At 44.6% G+C, this 23,432-nt stretch carries 17 protein-coding genes and 1 pseudogene; 11 read left to right on the forward strand and 7 right to left on the reverse strand.

The features are described 5' to 3' along the window. Positions 1–14: 14 nt before the first annotated feature. Complete coding sequence (locus GC128_RS14285) at positions 15–1,625, forward strand: FAD-NAD(P)-binding protein (protein ID WP_151994869.1); 1,611 nt, start codon at positions 15–17, stop codon at positions 1,623–1,625. Between the two features lie 91 nt (positions 1,626–1,716). On the opposite strand, the gene GC128_RS14290 is transcribed toward GC128_RS14285, so the two are convergent. Then, a complete protein-coding gene (locus GC128_RS14290) occupies positions 1,717–2,706 on the reverse strand; it encodes a LacI family DNA-binding transcriptional regulator (RefSeq protein ID WP_151994870.1) in 990 nt (329 codons plus the stop codon). Between the two features lie 11 nt (positions 2,707–2,717). After that, positions 2,718–3,686 carry an ROK family protein gene (locus GC128_RS14295; RefSeq protein ID WP_151994871.1) on the reverse strand — a complete coding sequence of 323 codons (969 nt, stop codon included), beginning with the start codon at positions 3,684–3,686 and terminating at the stop codon, positions 2,718–2,720. Between the two features lie 253 nt (positions 3,687–3,939). Here GC128_RS14295 and GC128_RS14300 point away from each other — a divergent pair, with 253 nt between their 5' ends. After that, positions 3,940–5,178: an oligosaccharide MFS transporter gene (locus GC128_RS14300; protein ID WP_151994872.1), complete on the forward strand. Its 1,239-nt coding sequence runs from the start codon at positions 3,940–3,942 to the stop codon at positions 5,176–5,178. A 17-nt stretch (positions 5,179–5,195) separates the two neighbouring features. Further along, positions 5,196–7,310: a glycoside hydrolase family 36 protein gene (locus GC128_RS14305; RefSeq protein WP_151994873.1), complete on the forward strand. Its 2,115-nt coding sequence runs from the start codon at positions 5,196–5,198 to the stop codon at positions 7,308–7,310. A 191-nt stretch (positions 7,311–7,501) separates the two neighbouring features. Here GC128_RS14305 and fucO read toward each other — a convergent pair whose 3' ends face one another. Together fucO and fucA are read right to left on the reverse strand one after the other, a co-directional pair. Beyond that, a complete protein-coding gene (fucO, locus tag GC128_RS14310) occupies positions 7,502–8,650 on the reverse strand; it encodes a lactaldehyde reductase (protein WP_151994874.1) in 1,149 nt (382 codons plus the stop codon). A gap of 38 nt (positions 8,651–8,688) precedes the next feature. Further along, on the reverse strand, positions 8,689–9,336 hold the full coding sequence (fucA, locus tag GC128_RS14315) for an L-fuculose-phosphate aldolase (RefSeq protein ID WP_151994875.1): 648 nt from the start codon (positions 9,334–9,336) through the stop codon (positions 8,689–8,691). A 491-nt stretch (positions 9,337–9,827) separates the two neighbouring features. Here fucA and fucP point away from each other — a divergent pair, with 491 nt between their 5' ends. The 8 genes from fucP to GC128_RS14355 all read left to right on the forward strand — a co-directional run bounded on the left by fucP (position 9,828) and on the right by GC128_RS14355 (position 21,476). Continuing rightward, positions 9,828–11,177, forward strand: a complete 1,350-nt coding sequence (fucP, locus tag GC128_RS14320) for an L-fucose:H+ symporter permease (RefSeq protein WP_255668742.1) — start codon at positions 9,828–9,830, stop codon at positions 11,175–11,177. A 49-nt stretch (positions 11,178–11,226) separates the two neighbouring features. Next, positions 11,227–13,014 carry an L-fucose isomerase gene (gene fucI / locus GC128_RS14325; RefSeq protein WP_151994877.1) on the forward strand — a complete coding sequence of 596 codons (1,788 nt, stop codon included), beginning with the start codon at positions 11,227–11,229 and terminating at the stop codon, positions 13,012–13,014. Positions 13,015–13,102: 88 nt separating this feature from the next. Further along, positions 13,103–14,566, forward strand: a complete 1,464-nt coding sequence (gene fucK, locus GC128_RS14330) for an L-fuculokinase (RefSeq protein WP_151994878.1) — start codon at positions 13,103–13,105, stop codon at positions 14,564–14,566. Positions 14,567–14,568: 2 nt separating this feature from the next. After that, positions 14,569–14,991 (forward strand): L-fucose mutarotase, encoded by a 423-nt coding sequence (gene fucU, locus GC128_RS14335; protein ID WP_151994879.1) that lies wholly within the window; start codon positions 14,569–14,571, stop codon positions 14,989–14,991. A gap of 65 nt (positions 14,992–15,056) precedes the next feature. After that, a complete protein-coding gene (gene fucR, locus GC128_RS14340; protein WP_151994880.1) occupies positions 15,057–15,764 on the forward strand; it encodes an L-fucose operon activator in 708 nt (235 codons plus the stop codon). 657 nt (positions 15,765–16,421) lie between these two features. After that, the gene (locus tag GC128_RS14345; protein ID WP_151994881.1) at positions 16,422–18,551 is read left to right on the forward strand and encodes an EAL domain-containing protein; all 2,130 of its coding nucleotides are present in this window, start codon (positions 16,422–16,424) and stop codon (positions 18,549–18,551) included. A gap of 67 nt (positions 18,552–18,618) precedes the next feature. Beyond that, on the forward strand, positions 18,619–20,829 hold the full coding sequence (locus GC128_RS14350) for an EAL domain-containing protein (RefSeq protein ID WP_193216262.1): 2,211 nt from the start codon (positions 18,619–18,621) through the stop codon (positions 20,827–20,829). 35 nt (positions 20,830–20,864) lie between these two features. Beyond that, positions 20,865–21,476: a helix-turn-helix domain-containing protein gene (locus GC128_RS14355; RefSeq protein ID WP_151994883.1), complete on the forward strand. Its 612-nt coding sequence runs from the start codon at positions 20,865–20,867 to the stop codon at positions 21,474–21,476. Positions 21,477–21,497: 21 nt separating this feature from the next. Here the strand turns inward: GC128_RS14355 and GC128_RS14360 are convergent, their stop codons facing one another. From GC128_RS14360 to GC128_RS14370, 3 genes and pseudogenes are all read right to left on the reverse strand, one after another. Further along, positions 21,498–22,169, reverse strand: a complete 672-nt coding sequence (locus GC128_RS14360; protein ID WP_325063692.1) for a class I SAM-dependent methyltransferase — start codon at positions 22,167–22,169, stop codon at positions 21,498–21,500. A 274-nt stretch (positions 22,170–22,443) separates the two neighbouring features. After that, positions 22,444–23,276: pseudogene (locus GC128_RS14365) on the reverse strand (integrase core domain-containing protein). A gap of 18 nt (positions 23,277–23,294) precedes the next feature. After that, positions 23,295–23,432 (reverse strand): integrase core domain-containing protein (locus GC128_RS14370; RefSeq protein ID WP_151994885.1); only part of this gene is annotated, 138 nt, incomplete at its 5' end.

The following is a 23,432-nucleotide window of genomic DNA, read 5'->3' on the forward strand; positions in this document are numbered from 1 at the left end:
GTGGGTGCAGATTGATGAAAAGAATCGCTATTGTCGGCGCAGGCCCTACGGGCATTTACACTCTTTTCTCCCTTCTGAAGAAGCAAGTGCCACTGTCCATTTCTATCTATGAGCAGGACAGTGAGGCAGGGGTTGGCATGCCTTACAGTGATGAAGAAAACTCCCGAATGATGCTGGCCAATATTGCCAGCATCGAAATCCCGCCTATTTTTTCGACCTACATTGACTGGTTGCGCAGCCAAAGTGAAGATCATTTGGCGCGTTATGGTGTTCGCCATGACTCACTTCATATCCGACAGTTTCTACCGCGTATCCTTCTTGGCGAGTACTTCCGCGATCAGTTTCTGGAGCTGGTTGTTCAGGCAAAAGAGCAAGGGTTCCGCGTGGAGGTTCATGAATCTTGCCAGGTCACCGATCTGGAGGCGACTACCGAGGGAGTAAAACTGTGGGCAGAAGGTGAACCTTCCCCAGCGTTGTTTGATCTCGTCGTGATTGCCACCGGGCACGTATGGCCTGATGAGGATAAGTCGACCCGCACCTTTTTCCCAAGCCCATGGTCAGGGCTGATGGAGGCTAAAATTGCTGCGTGTAAGGTCGGAATTATGGGGACATCGTTGAGTGCTCTGGATGCCGCGATGGCAGTGGTCATCCAGCATGGAGAGTTTGTTGAATCGGAACAAGAGCAAATCCATTTCAATCTCGATGAGGGGAGTGAAAAGCTTAACATTGTGCTTATGTCCCGATCGGGGATTCTGCCGGAAGCTGATTTCTACTGTCCAATCCCTTACGAGCCATTAACTGTCGTGACGCAAGAGGCGATTAATCACGAAATTTCAGCTGGGGCCGATGGTCTTCTCAATCGGGTTTTCGGCCTTATGGTTGAGGAAATTGAACGTGCAGATCCGGCATGGAGCAAACATCTGGCGCTCAATACCCTGGATGCGGATAGTTTTGCTAAAGCCTGGTTTGCTGACAGGAAAATGAACGACCCGTTTCATTGGGCTGAAGCCAATCTTTATGAAGTTGAACGCAATAAGCGCGACAAGCGAACGGTTCCCTGGCGTTACGTGATCCTTCGGTTACATGAAGCCGTCCAGTTGATTGTGCCTTATCTGGACGAGCAGGACCGGGAGCGTTTTAACGTGGGCCTTGCACGAGTGTTCATCGACAATTACGCAGCCATTCCATCGCAATCTATTCGCCGTTTACTGGCGTTACGCGAGGCCGGGATAATCAGCATTCTTACGCTCGGGCCGGATTATAAGATGGATGTAAAAGAGAAACAGACGGCGATTTCCGTCGGGCAAAATGTTTATGAGTTTGACGTTTTTATTGATGCCCGCGGGCAAAGGCCGCTTAAGACTAAAGATCTACCGTTTCCTGGCCTACGAAAACAGCTCGAGTCTGGCGGCGATGATATTCCGGATGTCGGTGAGGACTACATATTATTACAACCGGAATCTGTTCGTGGGCGCATTGCTTTTGGGGCGCTGCCTTATCTGATGCACGATCAACCCTTCGTTCAGGGGCTGACTGTCTGTGCGGAAATTGGAGAAGCTATGGCAAAAGGGATATTTGAGTCAGCAGCTAATGCGCGCAGGCGATTACCATTTTTAGAGTGGTAACAACAAAGTCAGGGCTTCTTATTATTTAAAGAAGCCTTATATTTCGCTCAAGCCTAATGATTGAAGCCTGGTCAGGCTGGTGTGCTCAGCGTTACTTTTCTTTACCGCTGCTTTCTCGAATAACCAACTTCACTGGCAATAGCTGGTTTTTCTCCTGTAATGCATTAGAGAGTAATAAGCTGACTGCCTGATGTCCTAATTTATGCTTATCGACGGCAACCGTTGTTAATGAAGGACGTCCCCAGGCTGCGGTTTCAATATTATCAAATCCAACAATCGCCACATCCTCAGGCACCTTTAATCCACGCTGTTCGCACATATTAATAGCAATCATCGCGGTGACGTCGTTGTAAGCGAAAATAGCATCAGGGGGAGTGGGTAGGTTTAACAGTTCGTTCATCGCATAAATCAGGGATTGCTCTGTATCAACCAGTGGGGACGCAATCACCTCATATTCAGGCGGCATCAACATTTGTGCTTCATACAGCGCCTGGCGATAGCCTTTCTCACGCTGACGAATACTGTAATGGGAGAGTGTACTGGCTAAAAAAGCGATACGTTTTCGACCCAGTTTAATCAAATGTTGGGTGGCTAAATAACCACCATGAACATTATCAGGGTTAACACACGGCAGGCCAGGTGACCATAAGTCGACCAGCACCATAGGTAATTTCATCTGCGCGAGCGTAGCAATGAGTTGCGGTTCAAAGTATCCCGCACAAATTAGCGCATCAGGGTGATGCAGAAGAACCTGATCATTAATCGCATCATCCGGACCGATTGCCAAAAAACTCATCGCAATTCCTTTCGCGCGGCAATTATCTTCGACGCCAAGTAGCAATGACGAATAGAAGGGCAGAGCACGCGCAATATCATGCTGACGATGTAGCAAGAAGAGAACCCGTTTTATCTTGTCGCTGTGCAGTCGCGAAAAGTCATATCCTTGCTCTTCGGCGATGGCCACAATACGCTGTCGTGTCTCTTCTTTCAGGCCCGGTTGGCCCTTTAGCGCACGTGAAACTGCGCCGACGGATACCCCACATGCCTGCGCAATATCTCTGATTCTTACTGGTTTAGTCATGCCTCTCCCGTTTAATTTCCTGATGCACCGTAGCGTTCATTCGCATCTTCCTTGTTGCGTTGAAAAGCTTGGTTAATCTTTTGATGGCCAAGCCACGCAGCACCTCTTACACCACTGCTGTCACCGTATTTCGCCGCAATCAGCGGGGTGCCACAGCTGTTGCCAAATACATACTTTGCCATACGTTGCTGTAACGATGTGTAAAGCTCGGCAATATTTGATACCCCGCCACCAATAACGATGACATCAGGGTCCAACAAATTCACCACACTGGCTAATGCCCGGGCAACTTGATCAAGAAAGTTGTCCCAACATTGCATCGCCGTAACATCGTTAGCTCTGACAAGAGAAATTATGTCAGGGACTTTACCATGTTTACTATAATTTTGATGGTATTGACGTTCAAGGCCGGTACCAGAAATAAATGATTCGAGACAATTATCCTGACCACAGTAGCAGCGAGATGTAATGCCATCACGTTGCGGATTGTAATGAGGCAGGGGGTTGTGGCCCCATTCTCCACTACAGGCATTTGGCCCAGTCAGTAAGTGCTGCCCAACGACTAAACCTCCTCCGCAGCCTGTTCCCAGAATTACACCAAACACAGCATGAAAACCCATACCACTCCCATCGATAGCTTCGGAAAGGGCAAAGCAGTTTGCATCATTTGCTACAGCAACAGGTTTGCCAATTAATTCAGTAATATCAATAACAAAATGTTGTTTATTAATAATCTGAATATTCGAATTTTTGATCAGATGGGTTTGCGGATCCGGTGTGCCGGGTAAACCGATGCCAATACTAAGAGTTTCCGAAACATGCTTTTCTGCCTCCTGAATGATTCCACTGATGCTGTTCAGGAAAGCCGGATAGTTTTCCTTACAGGTAGGGTACCGCTGGCGGTAAACAACGTTACCTTGCTCATCAAGCACCACAGCTTCAATTTTGGTTCCGCCAATATCCAGACCTAATCTTTTCATATTTTTCCTCAACATGTTTTTCAGTGTTATTTTTCTTGATTACTAAAAATAGCATTTTCATGATGGATTTATGAGTGCCTAAGGAATATCACAATATCTTTTGTTGTTTTTTTATTGCGCAGATCACATTAAATGGCTTTAAAAAACAGAGAGTGTGATACCTGTCACGCTTCAGGAAGCAGTGATCTTTGCAGGGTTAATTTTAATCACTAAGGTGGCCTTGGTTTGTTTACTAAAAAATAATGAGGTGTCTATGTCTTCGTCAGGAAACGGGATACAAAAACAGAACTACCTTTTATCAAGCTTATGGTTTCTGTTCTTCTTTATCTGCTGGGGGTCTTGCTTTCCCTATTTATCTTTATGGCTTACTGAAAGAATCGGTATCAACTCTGCTGAAGTTGGTATGGTCTATACCTGCATTGCTACCGTCGCCGTCGTCTTCCAACCGATATTTGGCATTCTTGCCGATAAACTGCATTTTCGAAAACATCTGATGTGGATGCTGGTCATCCTGATGATTGCATTCGCACCGTGGTGGATTTGGGTCTTTGCACCACTACTGAAAGTCAGTGCAATTGCTGGAGCGGCCGCCGGCGGTATCTTTATCGGCCTTGCTTTCGGATGTGGTTGCGGGGTCTGTGAAGCCTATATTGATAAAGTTTCACGTCTCGATGGATTTGAATTTGGCCGTGCGCGTATGTGGGGGGGGATTGGTGCCGCCGTAGGTACGTTTCTCTCCGGTAAATTATTTGTCGTCAACCCGGATTACATCTTTATTATGGCCAGCGCAGCAGGTGTTTGTCTTGCGTTGATCTTGCTGGTGTTTCGCCCGGGGAAAAACTTCCTTGGTAACGTCAGTTCTGAACGTGCGAAGGTGAATAAGAGCGATATTTTCGATCTGCTGTGCACCAAAAGATTCTGGTTTCTGGTGTTGTATATGGTGGGTGTCGGTGCTGTATATGAAACATATGATCAGCAATTTGCGGTTTACTACAGCACGTTCTTTGAAAGCAAAGCGCGTGGCGCGGAAGTCTTTGGTTATTTATATACCGCGCAGATTTTCCTTGATGCCATGACAATGTTCTTTGCGCCAGCCATCGTTAACCGAATTGGCCCGAAAAATGCCTTACTGTACTGCGGATTTATTATGACTTTCCGTATTATTGGTAGCGCAATGGCAACGGGACCAGTATTGATCTCAACCATGAAACTTTTGCATGGTTTTGAAAGTTCAATTCTCATTATTGCCACCCTGAAATATATTTCTGCTAACTTCGACTGGAAATTATCTGCCACGGTCTATTTAATCGGCTTCCAGTTTGCAAAACAGTTTAGCCAAATATTTATGAGCACGACTATTGGCGGTATGTATGACGTGCTGGGCTTTAAAGAATCTTACACTATCCTTGGTCTTGTCGCTCTGGTATTCACGGTTATATCAGTATTCACTTTATCGCGTAAACGAGTTCAGTCACTTATTCCTGCGCACTAATTTATATTGAGGTTTTCATGTCTGAATTATTAACTATCGTCGAAAACGGTATTACTATGGTTTTCGATTTGGCGGAACGTGCCCGTTTATTACACTTTTCGACAGAATTTTTTAACCCAGAAAAAATTACTGATAATAGTGATGCTCAATCGCGCTTTAATCTGGTGGAGGTGAATTTGTCCGGGCTTGATAAGCCACTGGAACGTCACGGTGCAGGTTTTACAGCAACAGCGCCGGGATATACATTACAGTTCGATTCCTTTAGTGATAACCATAATGATCAAGGGCGCAAGCTTATTTTTTTACTGACAGATACAGCCAGTGAAATCAGCGTTGAGGTGCATTATCAATTTTACAGTGAGCTATCAATTATTCGTAGTTGGACGGTTATTACCAATAAAGGAAATACCCCGCAAACATTAGAGTATTTATCAAGCTTTGTCCTTAATGGTATAGAAAAAGATAGTTCTCCAGAGTGGGAGAGGAATTTCTCACTCCACATTCCGCACAATAGCTGGACGAGAGAATTACAATGGCGAAAATATAGTTTTGATGAGTTAGGTTTTACGCCATGTATTCAAAAAGGATTGCAGCGTTCGTCAAAACCAATGCACTTTACTAATACCGGCGCATGGTCCACTAAAGAATATTTACCAATGGCTTATTTGCATGATAGCCATAACAATACGGGACTATTCTGGCAAATTGAAAACAATGGATCCTGGCACTGGGAAATAGGTGACCAGGCCGATCACTTGTATTTGCAACTAGGTGGGCCTAACGAATTTTATAGTCACTGGTTTAAGCAATTAAACTCTGGCGAATCGTTTACCTCCGTTCCTGTTGCTATTGGGGTGACTGCTCAAGGTTTTGACCATGCAATGGGCGTATTGACGCAGTATCGCCGTCGCATTCGTCGGATTAACGAGGATAACCAGAAACTCGGCGTTATTTTCAATGATTATATGAATTGTCTGTTTGGCGATCCGACCACCGAAAAATTATTACCGTTAATTGATGCTGCGGCTGCGGCTGGTGCGGAATATTTCTGTATTGACTGTGGCTGGTATGACAAAGGTGAGTGGTGGAACGGCGTTGGCCAATGGTTGCCGTCCGTAGAACGTTTCCCGGAAGGTATTGAGTTCGTCATTAGCTATATTCGCGATAAAGGAATGACCCCGGGATTATGGTTAGAGTTAGAAGTCATGGGCGTGAAGTCTCCAAAGCTGGCGGAGACTGATGATAGCTGGTTCTTCATGCGCCACGGGAAAAGGGTCTTTGATCGAAGCCGCTATCAACTCGACTTCACAAACCCGGCGGTTATTGCACATGCCAATGAGGTGATTAATCGTCTGGTGGATATTTATGGCGTTGGTTACATCAAAATGGATTACAACATCGAGCCAGGAATTGGTACCGAGCAGGGAGCTGACAGCTTTGGTGATGGGTTGCTGAAACACAATCGCGCTTATCTGAGCTGGTTGGATGATGTGTTCGCCCGCCATCCACAACTGATAATTGAAAACTGCGGTAGTGGTGGGTTACGCATGGATTACGCGTTGTTAAGCCGCTGTTCAATTCAGTCGACCAGCGACCAGGAAGATTATCTGAAATACGCCACGATTGCTGCCAATGCGCCAACGGCAGTTACCCCTGAACAGGCGGCTATTTGGTCGTATCCAATGCGCGATGGTGATGAGCAGGAAGTCATCTTTAATCAGGTATCGGCGATGTTGCTACGCATACATCAGAGTGGGCATTTAGCTGAACTTTCTGAGGCTAATTTTAACCTGGTGCAGGAGGCAATCAGTTTCTATAAAACGCTGCGTGATGACATTAAATACGCACTGCCTTTCTGGCCACTCGGACTGTCCCGTTTCTCAGATGAGTGGGTGGCTTTAGGGCTGATCGCACCAGGTGGAAAACGACTGCTGGCGGTGTGGCGTCGTGAAGGGGAACAGGCTGTTTGTGTGTTACCTATTAGCGAACTGGCGGCAAAAGAGGTTGTGATTAAGCAAGGTTACCCAACCACCATCACTCATGAGTCTCACTGGGATGGAACGCGTGGGGAGATGCAGATATCTATGCCTAATCGTTCGGCGGCAATCTTTGAAATTAACGCGATAAATTAAGATCATCAGGGGCCGCGTGTTATTCGGCAGCCCCTGATATTTAGAAACGTGGTTGTTATTCAGGCAATTTATCCCCGTCATACTTCAAATTGTTGATGCGTTGGCTGTTCGCCTTAGCCCCTTCGCGGGCCAGCGCAAGCACTGTTCAAAAGGCCAAAGCCTTTTGTTCCACAACTTGAATTATTTAGGGTTTATAGTGCTTTTAAATATAACTCGGCAATCTCTTCAATCTTCGCTTCACGAGGATTTCCTCCCGTGCACACGTCGTCAAACGCTGCCTGCGCCAGCTCCTGAATATCTTCTTTACGCATCCCAACTTCTCTTAATGTCGCGGGAATACCGACATCACGATTAAGAGATTCTACTGCCTGAATTGCCGCCTCTCGCGCATGTTCAAGAGTTGCGTGAGTCACTTCAAAACCCATTGCCTGCGCAATATGACGATACTTCTCACCCGTAAATTCTGCGTTGTAGCGCATCACGTGCGGTAGCAAAATTGCATTAGCGACGCCATGAGGTGTGTTGTAAAACGCACCTAACGGGTGCGCCATTCCGTGAACCAACCCTAACCCGACGTTTGAGAATCCCATTCCCGCCACATATTGCCCTAATGCCATTTTCTCAACGGCTTCTGCTTTGCCTGCAACCGAATCACGCAGAGAAGATGCAATAATTTCAATAGCTTTAAGATGCAAAGCATCAGTGAGCTCCCAGGCGCCAAGAGTGATATAGCCTTCGATGGCATGGGTTAGCGCATCAACCCCGGTTGCTGCTTTTAATGAGGGGGGCATTCCGTCCATCATGTCAGCATCAATAAAAGCGGCCAGCGGGATATCGTGAGGATCGATGCAGACAAATTTGCGGCGATTTTCTTCATCGGTGATGACGTAGTTGACGGTCACTTCTGCCGCAGTACCTGCTGTGGTTGGAATCGCCAAAATCGGCACGCTTGGGCTGTGTGTAGGCGCCATGCCTTCTAAACTACGTACATCTTCAAATTCTGGATTGGCGCTGATGATGCCAATGGCTTTGCAGGTATCCTGTGGTGATCCCCCACCAATGGCAATCAGATAATTGGCGCCACTTTGCTGAAAAGCCGCTAACCCTTGCTGCACTACTTTGATGGTTGGATTAGGTGTAACCGCATCAAAAACCTGGTAATGAAGCCCAGCAGCATCCAGTTTTGATGTCACTTTTTCTACCACGCCACAGGCAACCAATTGGGCATCGGTCACTATCAGTGCTTTGCCATAACCCCGGCGCATAACTTCAGGCACTAATTCATTGATAGCACCACGCCCAAACCATGACGTTTCATTCAAAATCATTCTTTTGGTCATTATGAAAATCCTTGCTTAGAAATGAATTTCTGGCGGGTTTATTCTTCAACACGCAGGCCGTAGCTTTTAAACTTCTCAAGCACAATGGCGATTTCTTCATCAGGCAAGACCGGGACGGAATCAGTGATTGGCAGAGTTGAAAGATAGAGCTTCGCTAAAACTTCAACTTCATGAGCCAACCAAAGAGCCTTCTGTAAGTTCGTTTCACAAGCGATCATACCGTGATGCTGCAAAAGCGTGGCTTTACGGTTTTTAAGCGCTACCGCAACGTGCTCAGAAAGTTTTTTGGTGCCAAAGGTGGCATAAGGTGCACAAGGAATGGTGCTTCCGCCTGCTGCGGCAATCATGTAATGAATGGCCGGAATTGGGCGGTTAAGAATGGATATCGCGGTGCAATTTACCGCGTGGTTATGCACGACAGCATTGGCATCTGGGCGCGTCTGATAAGCTACCTGATGAAAGCGCCACTCGCTGGAAGGAACCTTTCCCTCTTCATGTTTACCGTCGGCATCGATATAAACAATCTGCTCCTCTGTGAGATTTTCATAAGGAATGCCAGTGGGGGTGATGAGTAACCCATCCTGGTAACGCACGCTGACGTTGCCAGCGGTTCCCTGATTTAGACCCAGGCGAGTCATTTCCAGACAGGTGTGAATGATTTCACGTGCGAGTAAATCTCTTTCCATTTTATTGCCTCTCTAAACTTCTTGAATAAAAAATAAACATGAATGGGGAATGTGATTTTTATCTTTATCCAGCAAGAGTTATTAAGAAGTTGCCAGTTCAGAAAGTGTGATCTTCATCAAGTTAAATGGCTTATTTAGATTCAATAACGCAATTGTGGAAATAGTAAAAATGTCCGTTTTATCTCAAGTGGATTTAAACGGGCAATTTATGTCATTAAATATCTAAAAGTGCCCGTTTTAAAATAAATAAAACCAATCGGGCATGCATGTTGTGTTTTTTATTCAATGCTTGACGGAAACGGGCATATTAATTCTTTTACTGAAGTGATCATGCTCACACTTCACCTGCTAATAATGCTTAATGTGACTGAACTCATATTTTTAAGCGTTTTTTGTTTTAAGAATAGCTGCACTTACCGCACAAGCCGCATGATTGTCAGATTAGAAATTGGCTGACTGTATTGATTATGTTGCTGCGGAAATAAAAGCAGATGTACTTAATATTTAACGAGGGTGCTATGGGACAAGTTTCAATTCAGTCAGAGAGCTACTGCGTTGCCAGCAATGAGCGCAAAGGGAACTACGCCATTCCTTTTGCATTATTATGTTCACTCTTTTTCCTGTGGGCTGTAGCGAACAATCTTAACGATATTTTACTACCGCAATTCCAACAGGCTTTTACATTAACAAATTTCCAGGCTGGGCTTATTCAGTCTTCATTTTATTTTGGCTACTTCCTTATTCCTATCCCTGCCGGGATATTGATGAAGAAGATGAGTTATAAAGCCGGTATTATTACTGGGTTATTACTGTACGCCATTGGTGCGGCTTTATTTTGGCCTGCTGCGGAAGGAATGAGTTATTCATTGTTTTTAATTGGTTTGTTTATTATAGCAGCAGGGCTTGGTTGCCTGGAGACCGCAGCTAACCCGTTTGTTACTGTGTTAGGGCCTGAAGAGTCAGGGCATTTTAGAATTAACTTAGCTCAAACCTTTAACTCTTTCGGAGCCATTGTTGCCGTAGTATTTGGTCAGGGCCTTATTCTTTCCCATGTTCCTCATCAATCAGATGACGTATTAAAGAGTATGACGCCTGACCAGCTTGGTGCTTATAACCACAGCCTGGTGCTCGCCGTTCAGTCTCCCTACATGATAATCGTAGCGGTCGTATTAGTTGTGGCGCTATTAATTGCGTTGACCAAGTTTCCTTCGATTCAAAGTGATTCCCATGACGAAAGTAAAGAAGCTGGTTCAGTCATGGCTTCTATATCTCGCCTGCTGCGTATTCGCCACTGGCGTTGGGCTGTATTAGCTCAGTTTTGCTACGTCGGCGCACAAACAGCCTGTTGGAGTTACTTGATTCGTTACGCTATCGAAGAGCTGCCGGGGACTACGCCAGGGTTTGCCGCCAACTATCTTACCGCCACCATGGTCTGTTTCTTCATCGGACGCTTCAGCGGCACATGGTTAATCCGCCGCTATGCACCTTTTAAAGTTTTGGCCATCTATGCCTTCGTTTCCATGTTGTTATGCATCATCTCAGCCGTGCTGGGCGGGCATCTTGGCCTGATAGCGCTGACTTTATGCAGCATGTTTATGTCCATTCAATATCCAACGATTTTCTCCTTAGGCATCAAGGGACTGGGCCAGGATACCAAATATGGTTCATCCATTATCGTGATGACTATTGTCGGTGGCGGGATTGTCACCCCGATTATGGGGTTCGTCAGTGATGCGGCGGGCAATATCCCGGCTGCTGAAATCATCCCCGCGCTGTGCTTCGCCATTATTTTCATTTTCGCCAAATTCAGATCAAACGTAATGCCGCGTGTAACGGCTTAAGCAATTCAACCTTAATAAGTGCAATTTACTGATTAATTTGAGGAATAAAATGAACAGCCAACACCAGTCTAAAAATCTACCAAAAATTGGTATTCGCCCTGTGATTGATGGTCGCCGTATGGGGGTACGTGAATCACTGGAAGAGCAGACCATGAATATGGCGAAAGCCACGGCGGCACTGCTGAGCGAACAACTTCACCATGCCTGTGGTTCACCGGTTGAATGCATTATCGCCGATGGCTGCATCGCCGGAATGGCAGAGTCAGCAGCTTGTGACGACAAATTTAGTAAACAGAATGTTGGCCTTACCATTACTGTGACGCCTTGCTGGTGTTATGGCAGTGAAACCATCGATATGGACCCGTTCCGCCCGAAAGCTATCTGGGGGTTCAATGGTACAGAGCGTCCTGGCGCAGTTTATCTGGCCGCGGCGTTAGCTGCCCACAGCCAAAAAGGGATCCCCGCGTTCTCAATCTATGGCCATGACGTACAAGATGGCGGCGATGAATCTATTCCTGCGGATGTACAAGAAAAACTGCTGCGTTTTGCTCGGGCAGGCCTGGCTGTGGCGAGTATTAAAGGCAAAAGCTATATGTCTCTGGGTGGCGTTTCAATGGGGATTGCAGGTTCCATTGTGGACCACAATTTCTTTGAATCCTGGCTGGGTATGAAGGTGCAGTCTGTTGATATGACCGAGCTACGTCGTCGTATTGACCAGAAAATTTATGATGAACAGGAACTAGAGCTGGCACTGGCCTGGGCCGATAAAAACTTCCGCTACGGGCCGGATCTTAACGCGGAACAATATCGCCGTTCCCCTGAAAGCAGCCGCCAGGTATTGCGTGAAAGCTTGCTAATGGCGATGTGTATCCGCGACATGATGCAGGGCAATCCTGCGCTGGCACAAAAAGGTTTTGTTGAAGAATCCCTTGGTTATAACGCCATCGCCGCCGGTTTCCAGGGGCAACGTCACTGGACGGATCAATACCCGAATGGTGATACCGCTGAAGCCTTGTTAAATAGCTCTTTCGACTGGAATGGGGTGCGCAAGCCGTATGTGCTTGCGACCGAAAATGACAGTCTGAACGGTGTGGCAATGTTGTTTGGGCATATGCTCACGGGTACGGCCCAGGTATTCGCTGACGTGCGTACTTACTGGTCCCCAGAAGCGGTGAAACGCGTAACCGGTACCGATTTGACCGGGCATGCTGAGCACGGAATTATCCATTTAATTAACTCCGGTTCCGCAGCACTTGATGGTTCATGTCGCCAGCTTGATGAGCAGGGCAAGCCAACCATGAAGCCGCATTGGAAAATCAGCAAGAAAGAGGCTGATGACTGCCTGCAAGCTACCGAATGGTGCCCGGCCATCCATGAATATTTCCGTGGCGGCGGTTATTCATCACGCTTCCTCACTCGCGGTGGCGTGGCATTCACGATGTCCCGTATCAATATTATTAAGGGCATTGGGCCGGTCTTGCAGATTGCGGAAGGCTGGAGCGTTGAGCTGCCAAAAGATGTGCATGACATTCTGGATAAACGCACTAATGAAACATGGCCAACCACATGGTTTGCCCCACGCCTGACAGGCAAAGGCCCATTCACTGATGTTTACTCTGTGATGGCAAATTGGGGCGCTAATCACGGTGTGCTGACTATTGGGCATGTGGGTGCTGACCTTATTACCCTTGCGTCAATGCTGCGCATTCCAGTGTGTATGCATAACGTCGAGGACGGTGACATTTATCGCCCATCTTCATGGGGTGCTCATGGTATGGATGTGGAAGGCCAGGACTATCGCGCCTGCCAAAACTACGGGCCACTGTATAAAAAATAATGCTCCAGGGGGTTGCTTATAACCAGGCCCCTTTGTCGCCTCCCTTTGTCTGGAGGGGGGCACATTTATACTTATCAAAGGAAGCATCATGAATCGTGATGTGGTGATTGTTCTGGACTGTGGCGCCACTAACATCCGTGCCATTGCTGTGGATTCGCAAGGCAATGTGGTCGCGAAAGCGGCTTTACCTAATGTAAGCCTTGCAGCTGAAGAAAATGACCAATGGCACATTTGGTCGCTAGATGACATTTTGCAGCGCTTTTCCGACTGCTGTATGCAAATTATTCCGCAGCTCAAAGGCGATAAAATTCATGCGTTGAGTGTCACAACATTTGGTGTGGATGGCGCGCTGGTGGATGCTCAAGGGGAGCTCATTTATCCGATAATTAGTTGGAAATGCCCCCGCACGTCAGAAATTATGGAAAAAATTGACCGCTACATTACCCCCGGTGAGCTACAAACTATTTCGGGTATCGGTCAATTCAGCTTTAACACCTTATATAAACTTATCTGGCTAAAAGAAAACCGCCCCGAGTTACTGGAAAAAGCGCACGCGTGGCTATTTATCTCTTCATTGATTAATCAGCGGCTAACCGGCGAATTCACGACCGACCGCACTATGGCGGGAACCAGCCAATTATTAGATGTTCGGCAGGAAATCTTCAGCAAGACTATTTTTCAGCGTACCGGCCTGCCGATAGAGCTGTTTCCACGTCTTGTTGCCGCAGGCGAGCATATCGGCAATCTCTTACCTCATATGGCACAACGCCTTGGAATACCAGCGGGAACAGCGGTTATTTCAGCCGGGCATGATACCCAGTTTGCGTTATTTGGTTCCGGCGCGGGGTTAGATCAGCCAGTGCTTTCATCGGGAACCTGGGAAATCCTGATGGTACGCACCCCGCAGGTTAATACCTCATTGCTGCCACGTTTTGCAGGTTCAACGTGCGAGCTTGATAGCTGTTCTGGTCTGTTTAATCCCGGTTTGCAATGGCTGGCCTCCGGTGTTCTGGAATGGGTTCGTAAGCTGTATTGGCCGGATGGCACATTGCCTGCTGTATATGAGCAGATGATCGCTGAAGCCAAAACGATCCCACCAGGTTCTGAAGGTTTACGTATGAACTGCCAACTTCTCGACAGGCGCGAGCAGGCAGGCTGGAGTGGTGTGCATCTGCATACAGAACGCGGTCATTTCTATCGCTCGGCGTTAGAGAGCCTTTCATGGCAGCTAAAGCAAAACTTGTTAGTGCTGGAAGATATCGGCGGTTTTAAAGCTAAAGAGTTGCTGCTGGTTGGGGGAGGGAGCCGAAACCCACTGTGGAACCAAATAAAAGCGGATGTGCTCAATCTACCTATCAAAGTATTACAAGATGCGGAAACCACCGTTCTGGGAGCGGCAATGTTTGCCTGGAGTGGTGCCAACTTTTACACCTCACCAGAACAAGCGCGCCAGCAAGTTAACTATTGCTACCAGTCTTATTATCCAGGCAAGCAAAGCGCGCAATATCAAGACTTCGCTTGCCAGTGCTCCGAAATATTCGAAGAGGTTTAACGATGTTAAAAACCATATCTCCATTAATTTCGCCTCAGCTACTTAAAACATTGGCTGAAATGGGCCACGGCGATGAAATCATTTTTTCAGATGCACATTTTCCTGCCCATAGCATGGGCCCGAATGTTATCCGCGCCGATGGTTTAAAAGTGAGCGAGTTACTGGCCGCAATTATTCCGTTATTTGAACTCGATAGTTACGCGCCCCCGCTCGTCATGATGGCGGCAGTTGAAGGCGATGAATTAGATCCATGTGTTGAAACCCGGTATTTGCAGGCTTTATTTGGTGAAAAGCCGCAACATAAGGTCAGCCGTATTGATCGCTTTGCATTCTATGAACGAGCGCAGCAGGCATTTGCGATCGTCATCACAGGTGAGACCGCTAAATACGGGAATATTCTGTTAAAGAAAGGGGTTACGCCGTAGTCTCAGACTCCTTGTTTTGCCATGCGCCACCGGCGCATGGTTGTTTCAGGTAGAGGAGAGGGCTTGTGAAAACGGTGCGTCATGCGGCTATAGTAGAACTCATTCGACAACATGAAACCCTGACAACTGAAGATCTCGCCGAGCTATTAAAGGTCAGTAAAGAAACCATCCGTCGTGATCTGAATGCTTTACAGACGCAGGGGAAAATCATTCGCCAGCATGGGCGAGCTAAGAGCATCAAGCGCGACACTCATGACAGTGGAGACCCATTTAGCGCTCGCCTCAAAAGCCATTTTGCCAGCAAGGCCGATATTGCACGCCAGACACTACCGTGGATTAGTGCTGGAATGACTATTGCGCTCGATGCGAGTTCAACATGTTGGTATTTGGCAAAACAACTCCCTGATATTGATATCACTGTTTTTACCAATAGTGTGCGTATTTGCCAGGAACTTGCAAAATGGAAAAATATACAGCTCATTAGTTCAGGCGGCTTGCTTCAACGTAAATATGCTTGTTACGTCAATCCTGCAATTATTTCCCAACTTAAAGAGCTGGATATCGATCTGTTTCTTTTCTCTTGTGAGGGAGTTGATAAGGATGGTGTGCTATGGGATTCCAATGCTTACAATGCGGAATTTAAATCATTACTCATGAAGCGCGCAGCACAATCTTTATTGCTTATCGACAAGAGTAAAATAAATAGAACCAGTGAAATAAAAATCGGCTGTGTGGAAGATGTTGTACTTGTTATTTCAAATCAAAATGCCTAGCGCAACCACGGGTTGATCAGTCAATTAATGAGATGATCCTATAAAAACAACTTTGCTGCTCACCAGACCAGGGGTTGTAAATCAATCTATTCGTCCAATAAATTAATGTGAGCAACCAGAGTTGTCCGTTAAAACGCTATGTTCATAGTAAAAAAATATATGTAACAAACACTTACACTATTGTTTGTTTATCGTTCACTTATTTATTATATCGCACCTCTTTTCACATAATATTTAGAAGTAAATGTCAGAATTTAATTTCCCGTAATTACAAACACCTCACAAAGTGCGTTAACATTTCTTTAAAACTTAATCATATAACTAAACAAATTGATAGGTTTTATCGATCTATTATGGGTGAATGATCTATCAGACCTATTGATTAAATCTATCGAAATTAATTTATTGATCGTTTATATCGATCTGTGTTTATATATTGAGCATGGCAATAGCTTCCTGGCTAACACCACTCTAACAATTGAGTTTGCAGTGCGTCATAACTAGCAAAATGTATGCATCTTTCCGGCAACACTAATTAATAAGAAACTCTGATGAATTATAACTCATACAAAAAATTCAGCATTTTGAAATATTCGGAATTTTTATAAATATAGTTTTCAGTCAGGCAATAAATGTCCAAAAAAGAGTATTTTTGAGATGAGTACATGGTTTCAGAACACTTTTATTTATCAGCTCAACAACAGTCGGATTTTGTTATTCAATAACCGAGTTATAAAGTCTATTGTCGCAAGCTCCTTAGCTATTGTCCCCTTTGCCATCATCCGTGCATTACTTCTTGTTGGCTCAATCGTCTGCAACCAGCTGGGGTGGGGGAGTTTTTCGGTACAGTTGTTCCAGTTACAAGAAACGCTTACAGAATTTATGCCCATCGCAATAAATGCCTTTATGGCTTTACATTGGGCAATTCGTAATCGATATTCAGTTATCCACTTTTTGACTATTAATTTCTGTAGCTTGCTATTTATTAGCCGGGTTATCAGTAATGATAAGCTTTTCTTCTTTGATATTACTGTTCCCTTAGCTTTACTTTCAGGCATTATGGTCAATTTATTGCTGGAAAAAACTATCGCTTTAGTGGATTCAGTTGATTTCCTGAAAAGCAAAAGCCGAAAAACATCAGCTCTTTTCTTCTGTTCTGTACTCATTATCACCTTTTCCACATTGATTATTGGCGTGGTAGCCCACTCCATTTACCTTTTAATTTTTCCCGTAATATCGCAAACGCTACTACACTCTTACCCTGATAACTTCATCGATGGGTTGATTTATATTGTTCTTCGCTGCATACCGTGGTTCTTTGGTATTCATGGGTATTTTATTTGTGCCGATATTGATGCCGGGTTTATTGCCGAAATGAATAGCAATATTGCTGCCTGGCATGCAGGGCAAGGGCAGCTAAACATTATTAGCCCCGTTTTTTATAATATCTGGTGCACCATGGGTGGTACAGGAAATACCCTGGGAATGTTGCTATGCATATTGTTGAATAAAAAATCTCCGCACAGGAATTTGCTTGGCTTATCGCTTCCGCTGTCGCTGTTTAATGTGAATGAACCCTTGATCTTTGGCTTGCCGATAGTCATGAACCCCTTGCTGATTATCCCTTTTGTTCTGGTGCCAGCTGTGTCCTATACAATAGCGTACACTGCAACTGTCTGGCATCTGGTGCCCCCTGTTTCTGAAGCGGTAAACTGGAGCGTTCCACCTATTTTGAGCACCTGGCTTGCCACCGAGGGCTCGGTTTCAGCCATTGTCCTGAATATCATTATTATTGGCGTAAGCGCGCTTATCTACACACCATTTGTTAGAAAATGGTCTATTAGCAAACTTAAAACCCCTGAGTTGAATCTGTTTTTACCACCAACAAATTTAGACCTGGTTCCTGGGCATACGCTGCAGTCCGAAGAAAAATCTTATCTTGATGCACTGAGCAAGGTGCAACACTTACAATCGAGTGGTCATTTCATTCTTTATTTTCAGCCTCAGGTACGGATCTCCGACCGTCGCATTATTGGGGTTGAGGCATTAATCCGCCATCAGGGTGAAGATGGTAAAATTACGCCACCTACTTTCCTACAATATTATGATCGCCTCAAAGCGATGGCAGATATAGATTTCTGGGTTATCGAACAATCTGTTAATTATCTACATCATCATCTTCAAGAATTTAATGAAATGACTCTGTCGGTCAATGTCTCGGCGCAGACACTGCTGGACAAGAGATTATTTAAAGTGATATCCCAAGTGCTGGAAAAACCTTTACCTCCAGGCTGGACTCTTGAGATGGAAATTACAGAGTCACAAGCTGTTATCGACCCGGTAAATGTGGCCTCGGTGCTGACAAAATTAAAATCAATGGGGATTCGTATTGCTCTTGATGATTTTGGGGCAGGGTACTCGACACTGAATTATCTGACACGATATCCGCTCGACAAGATAAAGCTTGATCGTTCACTAGTGCAGGGGCTAGCTGAAAATGGTGGGCTGCAGTTTTTAAAACAAGTCACCAGACTGTGCCGACTCACGCACTGCAATCTTGTTATTGAAGGTGTTGAAACTGAAGATGAGCTGCGCCAGGTTCTTATTGAAGGGATTGAAACAGACCAGGAACTTGCCCAGGTTCGCTCTGTTGGTATCGAACTGGCACAAGGGTTCCTTTTCTGGCGTCCGTTACCAGTTGAAAAATTATGCCAGGTCCTGAAAGAAAATCATCATTGCTCTAATAATGTTTCAACCTATGAAAAGGAGCTGCAATTAACATCATGATGTTAAAGCGAGGCTTACTCTCACATGGATGTTTTTTTGTACATATTGATAGATGGAAAGTTGTTTAATGCAAATAAGTGCAGAAACCAGAAATACGATTAAACGCATGTTGGAAGCTTGTGTATTGTTGTTTCTGTTTCATTATGTTTTTGGTCAACTAATGAGTAGTGCTGAAGTGGGTGGATATGCTCTGACATTCTATGATCTCAGGCTGCCATTGTTTACAGCACTACTTGTTTTATATGGTGTCAGAGCCATACCTGCACTCGGGCTGCTTATTATCTACAGCTTAAACACGCAATCTGTGTTGCAAAACCTCACTGTTTATTCACAGTTTCTGGCCGCTTCAATCAGCTGCCTGATATATTTTATCTCTGTTGGAAGCAAAGGTGCAGTCAGTTTCGGTCGTTACAAATTAACATTTCATCGTATCGGTTGGTTGGTTGTTTTTAACTCTGTAGTGTTTGAAGTTATTCATCAGTTAATGTTGTTTTTATTTCATTTTGATGAAGTTTTGTATGGTGAATTTTTTAGCACCAAAAACTTGATTAACGTCCAATGGATGATGACATCTTGCCTTACTGGTGTACCATTCTGTTATCTTATTCTTAGATGTATCAGCAATACAGCATGGTGTTCGCGTTACCTTAATGAACAAATTAAAATAATATTTTCAGGTTCGCGAATATTCTATCGGATTATATGGCTATGCTCTCTCATTGGTATCATGTATTGCTTACTATCTACTAAGCAAACATTTTTATTATTTACCGGATATGGGTTGTTATGGTTACTCCCGATAATGGTCTGGGGAACAGTAACTATTGGTCATTCATTTATTGTTCCCATCTGGAGTGCTGTTTTGATTCTGCTCGGATTCCACAGTGATGGTTATATACAATATAATTACGCTATCAGTGAACTTGAAATCCTTGAACCTTTGGCAACTGCATCTGCCACACTATTAGTTGTGTCCTTCTCTTTAGTTTTATCTGGAGTGCTGGTTTCAAGTAATCGCTCATATATCAAAAAAATAACCAGGCTAATGCAAACTGAGTTTTATACTGGCTTATCGAATGTTTATGCACTCAAAAAATCTCTTGCTGACTACCCTGGGTCCGGGCTTGCTTTAATTCACTGCCCTGAGCTTTGGACTTTGACACAAACGCATGGGCTTAGCATTAGATTTATGTTCGTTAAGTCATTGACCGCCTATCTTCTCCCTCATCTTCAGGATAATGAAGAGATCTATTATCAACCAGGTTATGGGCTTTATATTAGACTGAGTTCTCCTGATAAAGAGCATATTAATAATATATATTCTTTAGTTAAGACATACCGTTTTTCGCATGGCAATAATACATTGGGCATTAATTCAGGGTTGGCTTACATGTTAAGCTTGCCAGAAAGATATAATTTATTAATGATTGTCGGTAAATTGTCTGCTGTTGCTGCAGAATCTATCAATAGTGAAGTTCCGGTAATGGTCGTTTGGGATGATACAGATTTTTTGACGGTGGGACGTAATATAAAGAGTAATGACAATATACGGAGTGAGCTTCAAAGCGCTATAGACAACCAGTCTTTTATACTCATGGCTCAGCCTGTGATCTCATCACGTACAGATTCATACTATCATGAAGTCCTTATTCGGATCAGAAACAAAGATGGAAAGCTCTTATTTCCTGACGCATTTCTTCCTATTGCAGAACAAGCTGGGATTCTTGCTCAATTAGATATGACTGTTATTGAACAAACATTCAGATTTATACAGTCACTTGAGGAATCAAAATCTGAAAGTAAATTTAGTATTAATTTAGCCCCGCGGACGCTTCATCATATCTATTTTATTGACCATTTGATGGGGCTATTCAAGAAGTACAAAATATCACCGGACAGAATTATTTTTGAAATCGTCGAAACGGACATTATTGATACTAAAGTAGCCGCTTTAAAGCTTGAAAAGATGCGCAGTCTTGGTTGCAAGATAGCCATTGATGACTTTGGTGCCGGTTGCTCCAGCTATTCTCGCCTGGAAGAAATAGAAGCTGATATTCTTAAGATAGATGGGTCTTTTATCCGCAAGATTCTTCATGATGACTTAAATCACTTTTTAGTTAGATCTTTCTGCACCGTTGCTAGAATCAAAAAAATGCAGGTCGTTGCAGAATTTGTTGAAAATGAAGAGATCAAGCAAGAGCTAATAAGAATAGGTGTAGATTGGTTACAGGGATACCACACGGGTAAGCCTGTGCCAATTGAAGAAGTAATACTTTAAATTAATCCAGAAGGTATTAATAGGGCACTTATGATATGAACAGTCGAACGGATATCTCGCACTCAGTAAAAGTAGTCAGTGAAGAGATAGAAAAATGTAAACATGCTTTTTTTGCAATTAGAAAAAGGGGGCAGCACGTAGAGATTATTCAGGATAATCAGGTTGCATTCCTTAAATCGGGCATTGTTACTATTCATCGTATTGAAGATGGGCTACTGACTAACTCTATTAAAGCGCCCGCAGTTATTGGACTTGGCCATATACATGATATTGGGCTGACTCATTTCATTCAGTGTAAAAGCGAATGTTCAATGTGGATCCTTGATTCGAATATTGCTTTTGATTTATTTACAGAGAAAAGTCTATGGCAAGATGCTTTTTTTATAATCAGAAAGTATTTATATATCTGCATGCCTAAAGGAAAACTAATTCATAAATCATCAGCCAGGGAGATCGTTGTTGAACATTTGAAGGAAATTTGGGCTTTAGGTGAACCAGAAAGACACACAACTTCTGTATACAATTTTATTCTTTCCAGAAATAATATATCGAGGAGTGCTGTTCAGAAGGTTGTAAGAGAGCTAGAAGGCTCAGGAGATATAAAATTTTACCGCGGGAAATTGATTGAGTTGAATGAGATAGCTTGATCTTACAATACATTCTCATTTCTATGATGGCTTACAACAAATAGTGGCATGATCCCACCATGGATTATGATTCAGGTCGGTATAAATAATCGAGAATCCCTGATTGCTGATCTCTTCTTCCAGTAGTGTAAGAGGCTTTAAGGTTCTCCATGGCTGGCCATTCCTCATTAAATGGTAATTATCGGCATCAAAATCTCGTAAATCTTCAGGTTTTTTCGGTTTCCCAGCCATAGTACTGATAACAACCGTACCTTCTGGTTTTATCAGACGTCTTATTTCTGTAAGACACAATTCACGCTGTGAACCAATAAGGCAATGCAAGCAACTTCCATCAAAAATAACATCATATGAATCTGCTTCCAGCTGCTTAAGATGGCAGACATCGCCCTGGGTAAAATGCCCTTTAAGCCCAAGTGTCAAAAATCGCTCTATTGCCCACTCAATTGCGGTTTGTGAAATATCAACACCAGATACTTCGTAGCCACGCTCTGCCATATATTGAGAAGACATCGCACCATTTCCACAGCCTAATTCCAGAAATGAAGCTCCAGGGGAGGGTAGGATATTACGTTGTTTTAACTCTTGCAGAATGAGAGCTAATTGTTGATGCGCTCGCTTATAACCTTCACCAGCCCACGCCTGCGCGCCATTTTGCTTTAATAATTGATACTGCTCTTCATAGATATTCATCATAATTACCGTTTTGCCAATTAAAAACAGGATACGCTGTCGATACTATCCCTAAATTGGCACTTTGTGTACAACGATGATCCCTTGAAATTTGATCTGGATTGAATTGGTTGCGAATAGTTTAAGAAGGTAGACTTTTGGAGGATAAGAAAGCTAATCCCATCGACAGTATCTGAAAAAGGACTCCCGGAGTGCTATGACTGGCAAGCTAATTTTTTCTGTTAAGGAATGCAGGCTGTTTGAAGGAGATGACCAGCCTTAGTATTAGATACAGCCGTCAGTTAGTCATGTCGGTTTGTTTACCTTCAAATTTTCCATTTCTCCAGCCTGCTGTAAATTTAGATGGCGTCTGAAAATTCAGTGCTGAATGGGGTCCGCATTCGTTATAGTCCAGCTTACAGTCATTAGGGATTGACCTGATGCGAATGATTTCGCTCAACAATGCTCATTCAGACATGCATCACGAAAGCGTCCGTTAAAGCTCTCAATAAATCCGTTCTGTGTTGGTTTGCTCGGCTGAATAAGCCGAAGTTCTAGGTCATGTTCAAAGGCCCACTGGTCCAGCGGCCAGCAGGTAAATCCGGGCCTCTGATCGGTTCTTACCGCCACCGGATAGCCACGAAGCAGTGCAATGCTGTCCAGAATGCGCGTTAACTGCACGTCTGAAATCACGAAAACGGCGGTAATCGTCAGGCACTCCTTCGTCAAATCATCCAGTCAGGTCAGGAACTTAATCCGGTGACCAGTGCATTCATGACAAAGACCATTGACCTAGGTGAGATTAGGTGCTGCCTGACGCTGAACCTCATAACGGAATGTTGACAGCGACAAACCAGCGAGCTGCAGGCACGACGTTGCGACAGACCCATCACGTCCACATCACTACCACAGCGTGCTGCTTCTGGTCTGTCGTCAGTACTTTCGCCCCAGATCGCCTCCATATCCAGCATGGCTTCAGGTGGGCGTTACCTTCTTCGAGAGCCTTAAGACGCTTAACTTCCGGCACTTCCATACCGCGAAACTTTTACATCTGGCGTAAAAGGTGATGTGCTTGCGGTCGAGTTCACGGCCTGAAACCCCGGCTTTAGTCTCGCGGAGAATACTGATGATCTTGTAAGTATCCCAGCTTTAGTTCCACGCACTTTTTGAGATTTCCGGTTTCTCAGCCATCAGCCGGTATTCTTCCGGCGTCAGGTTATTCAGGGATTCATGGGGCCGCTCACTGTTGTATTCATTCAGCCAGCGTTCCGTGATTTCCCGTACTTC

Source organism: Buttiauxella massiliensis (assembly GCF_902500225.1).
Lineage (GTDB): Bacteria > Pseudomonadota > Gammaproteobacteria > Enterobacterales > Enterobacteriaceae > Buttiauxella > Buttiauxella massiliensis.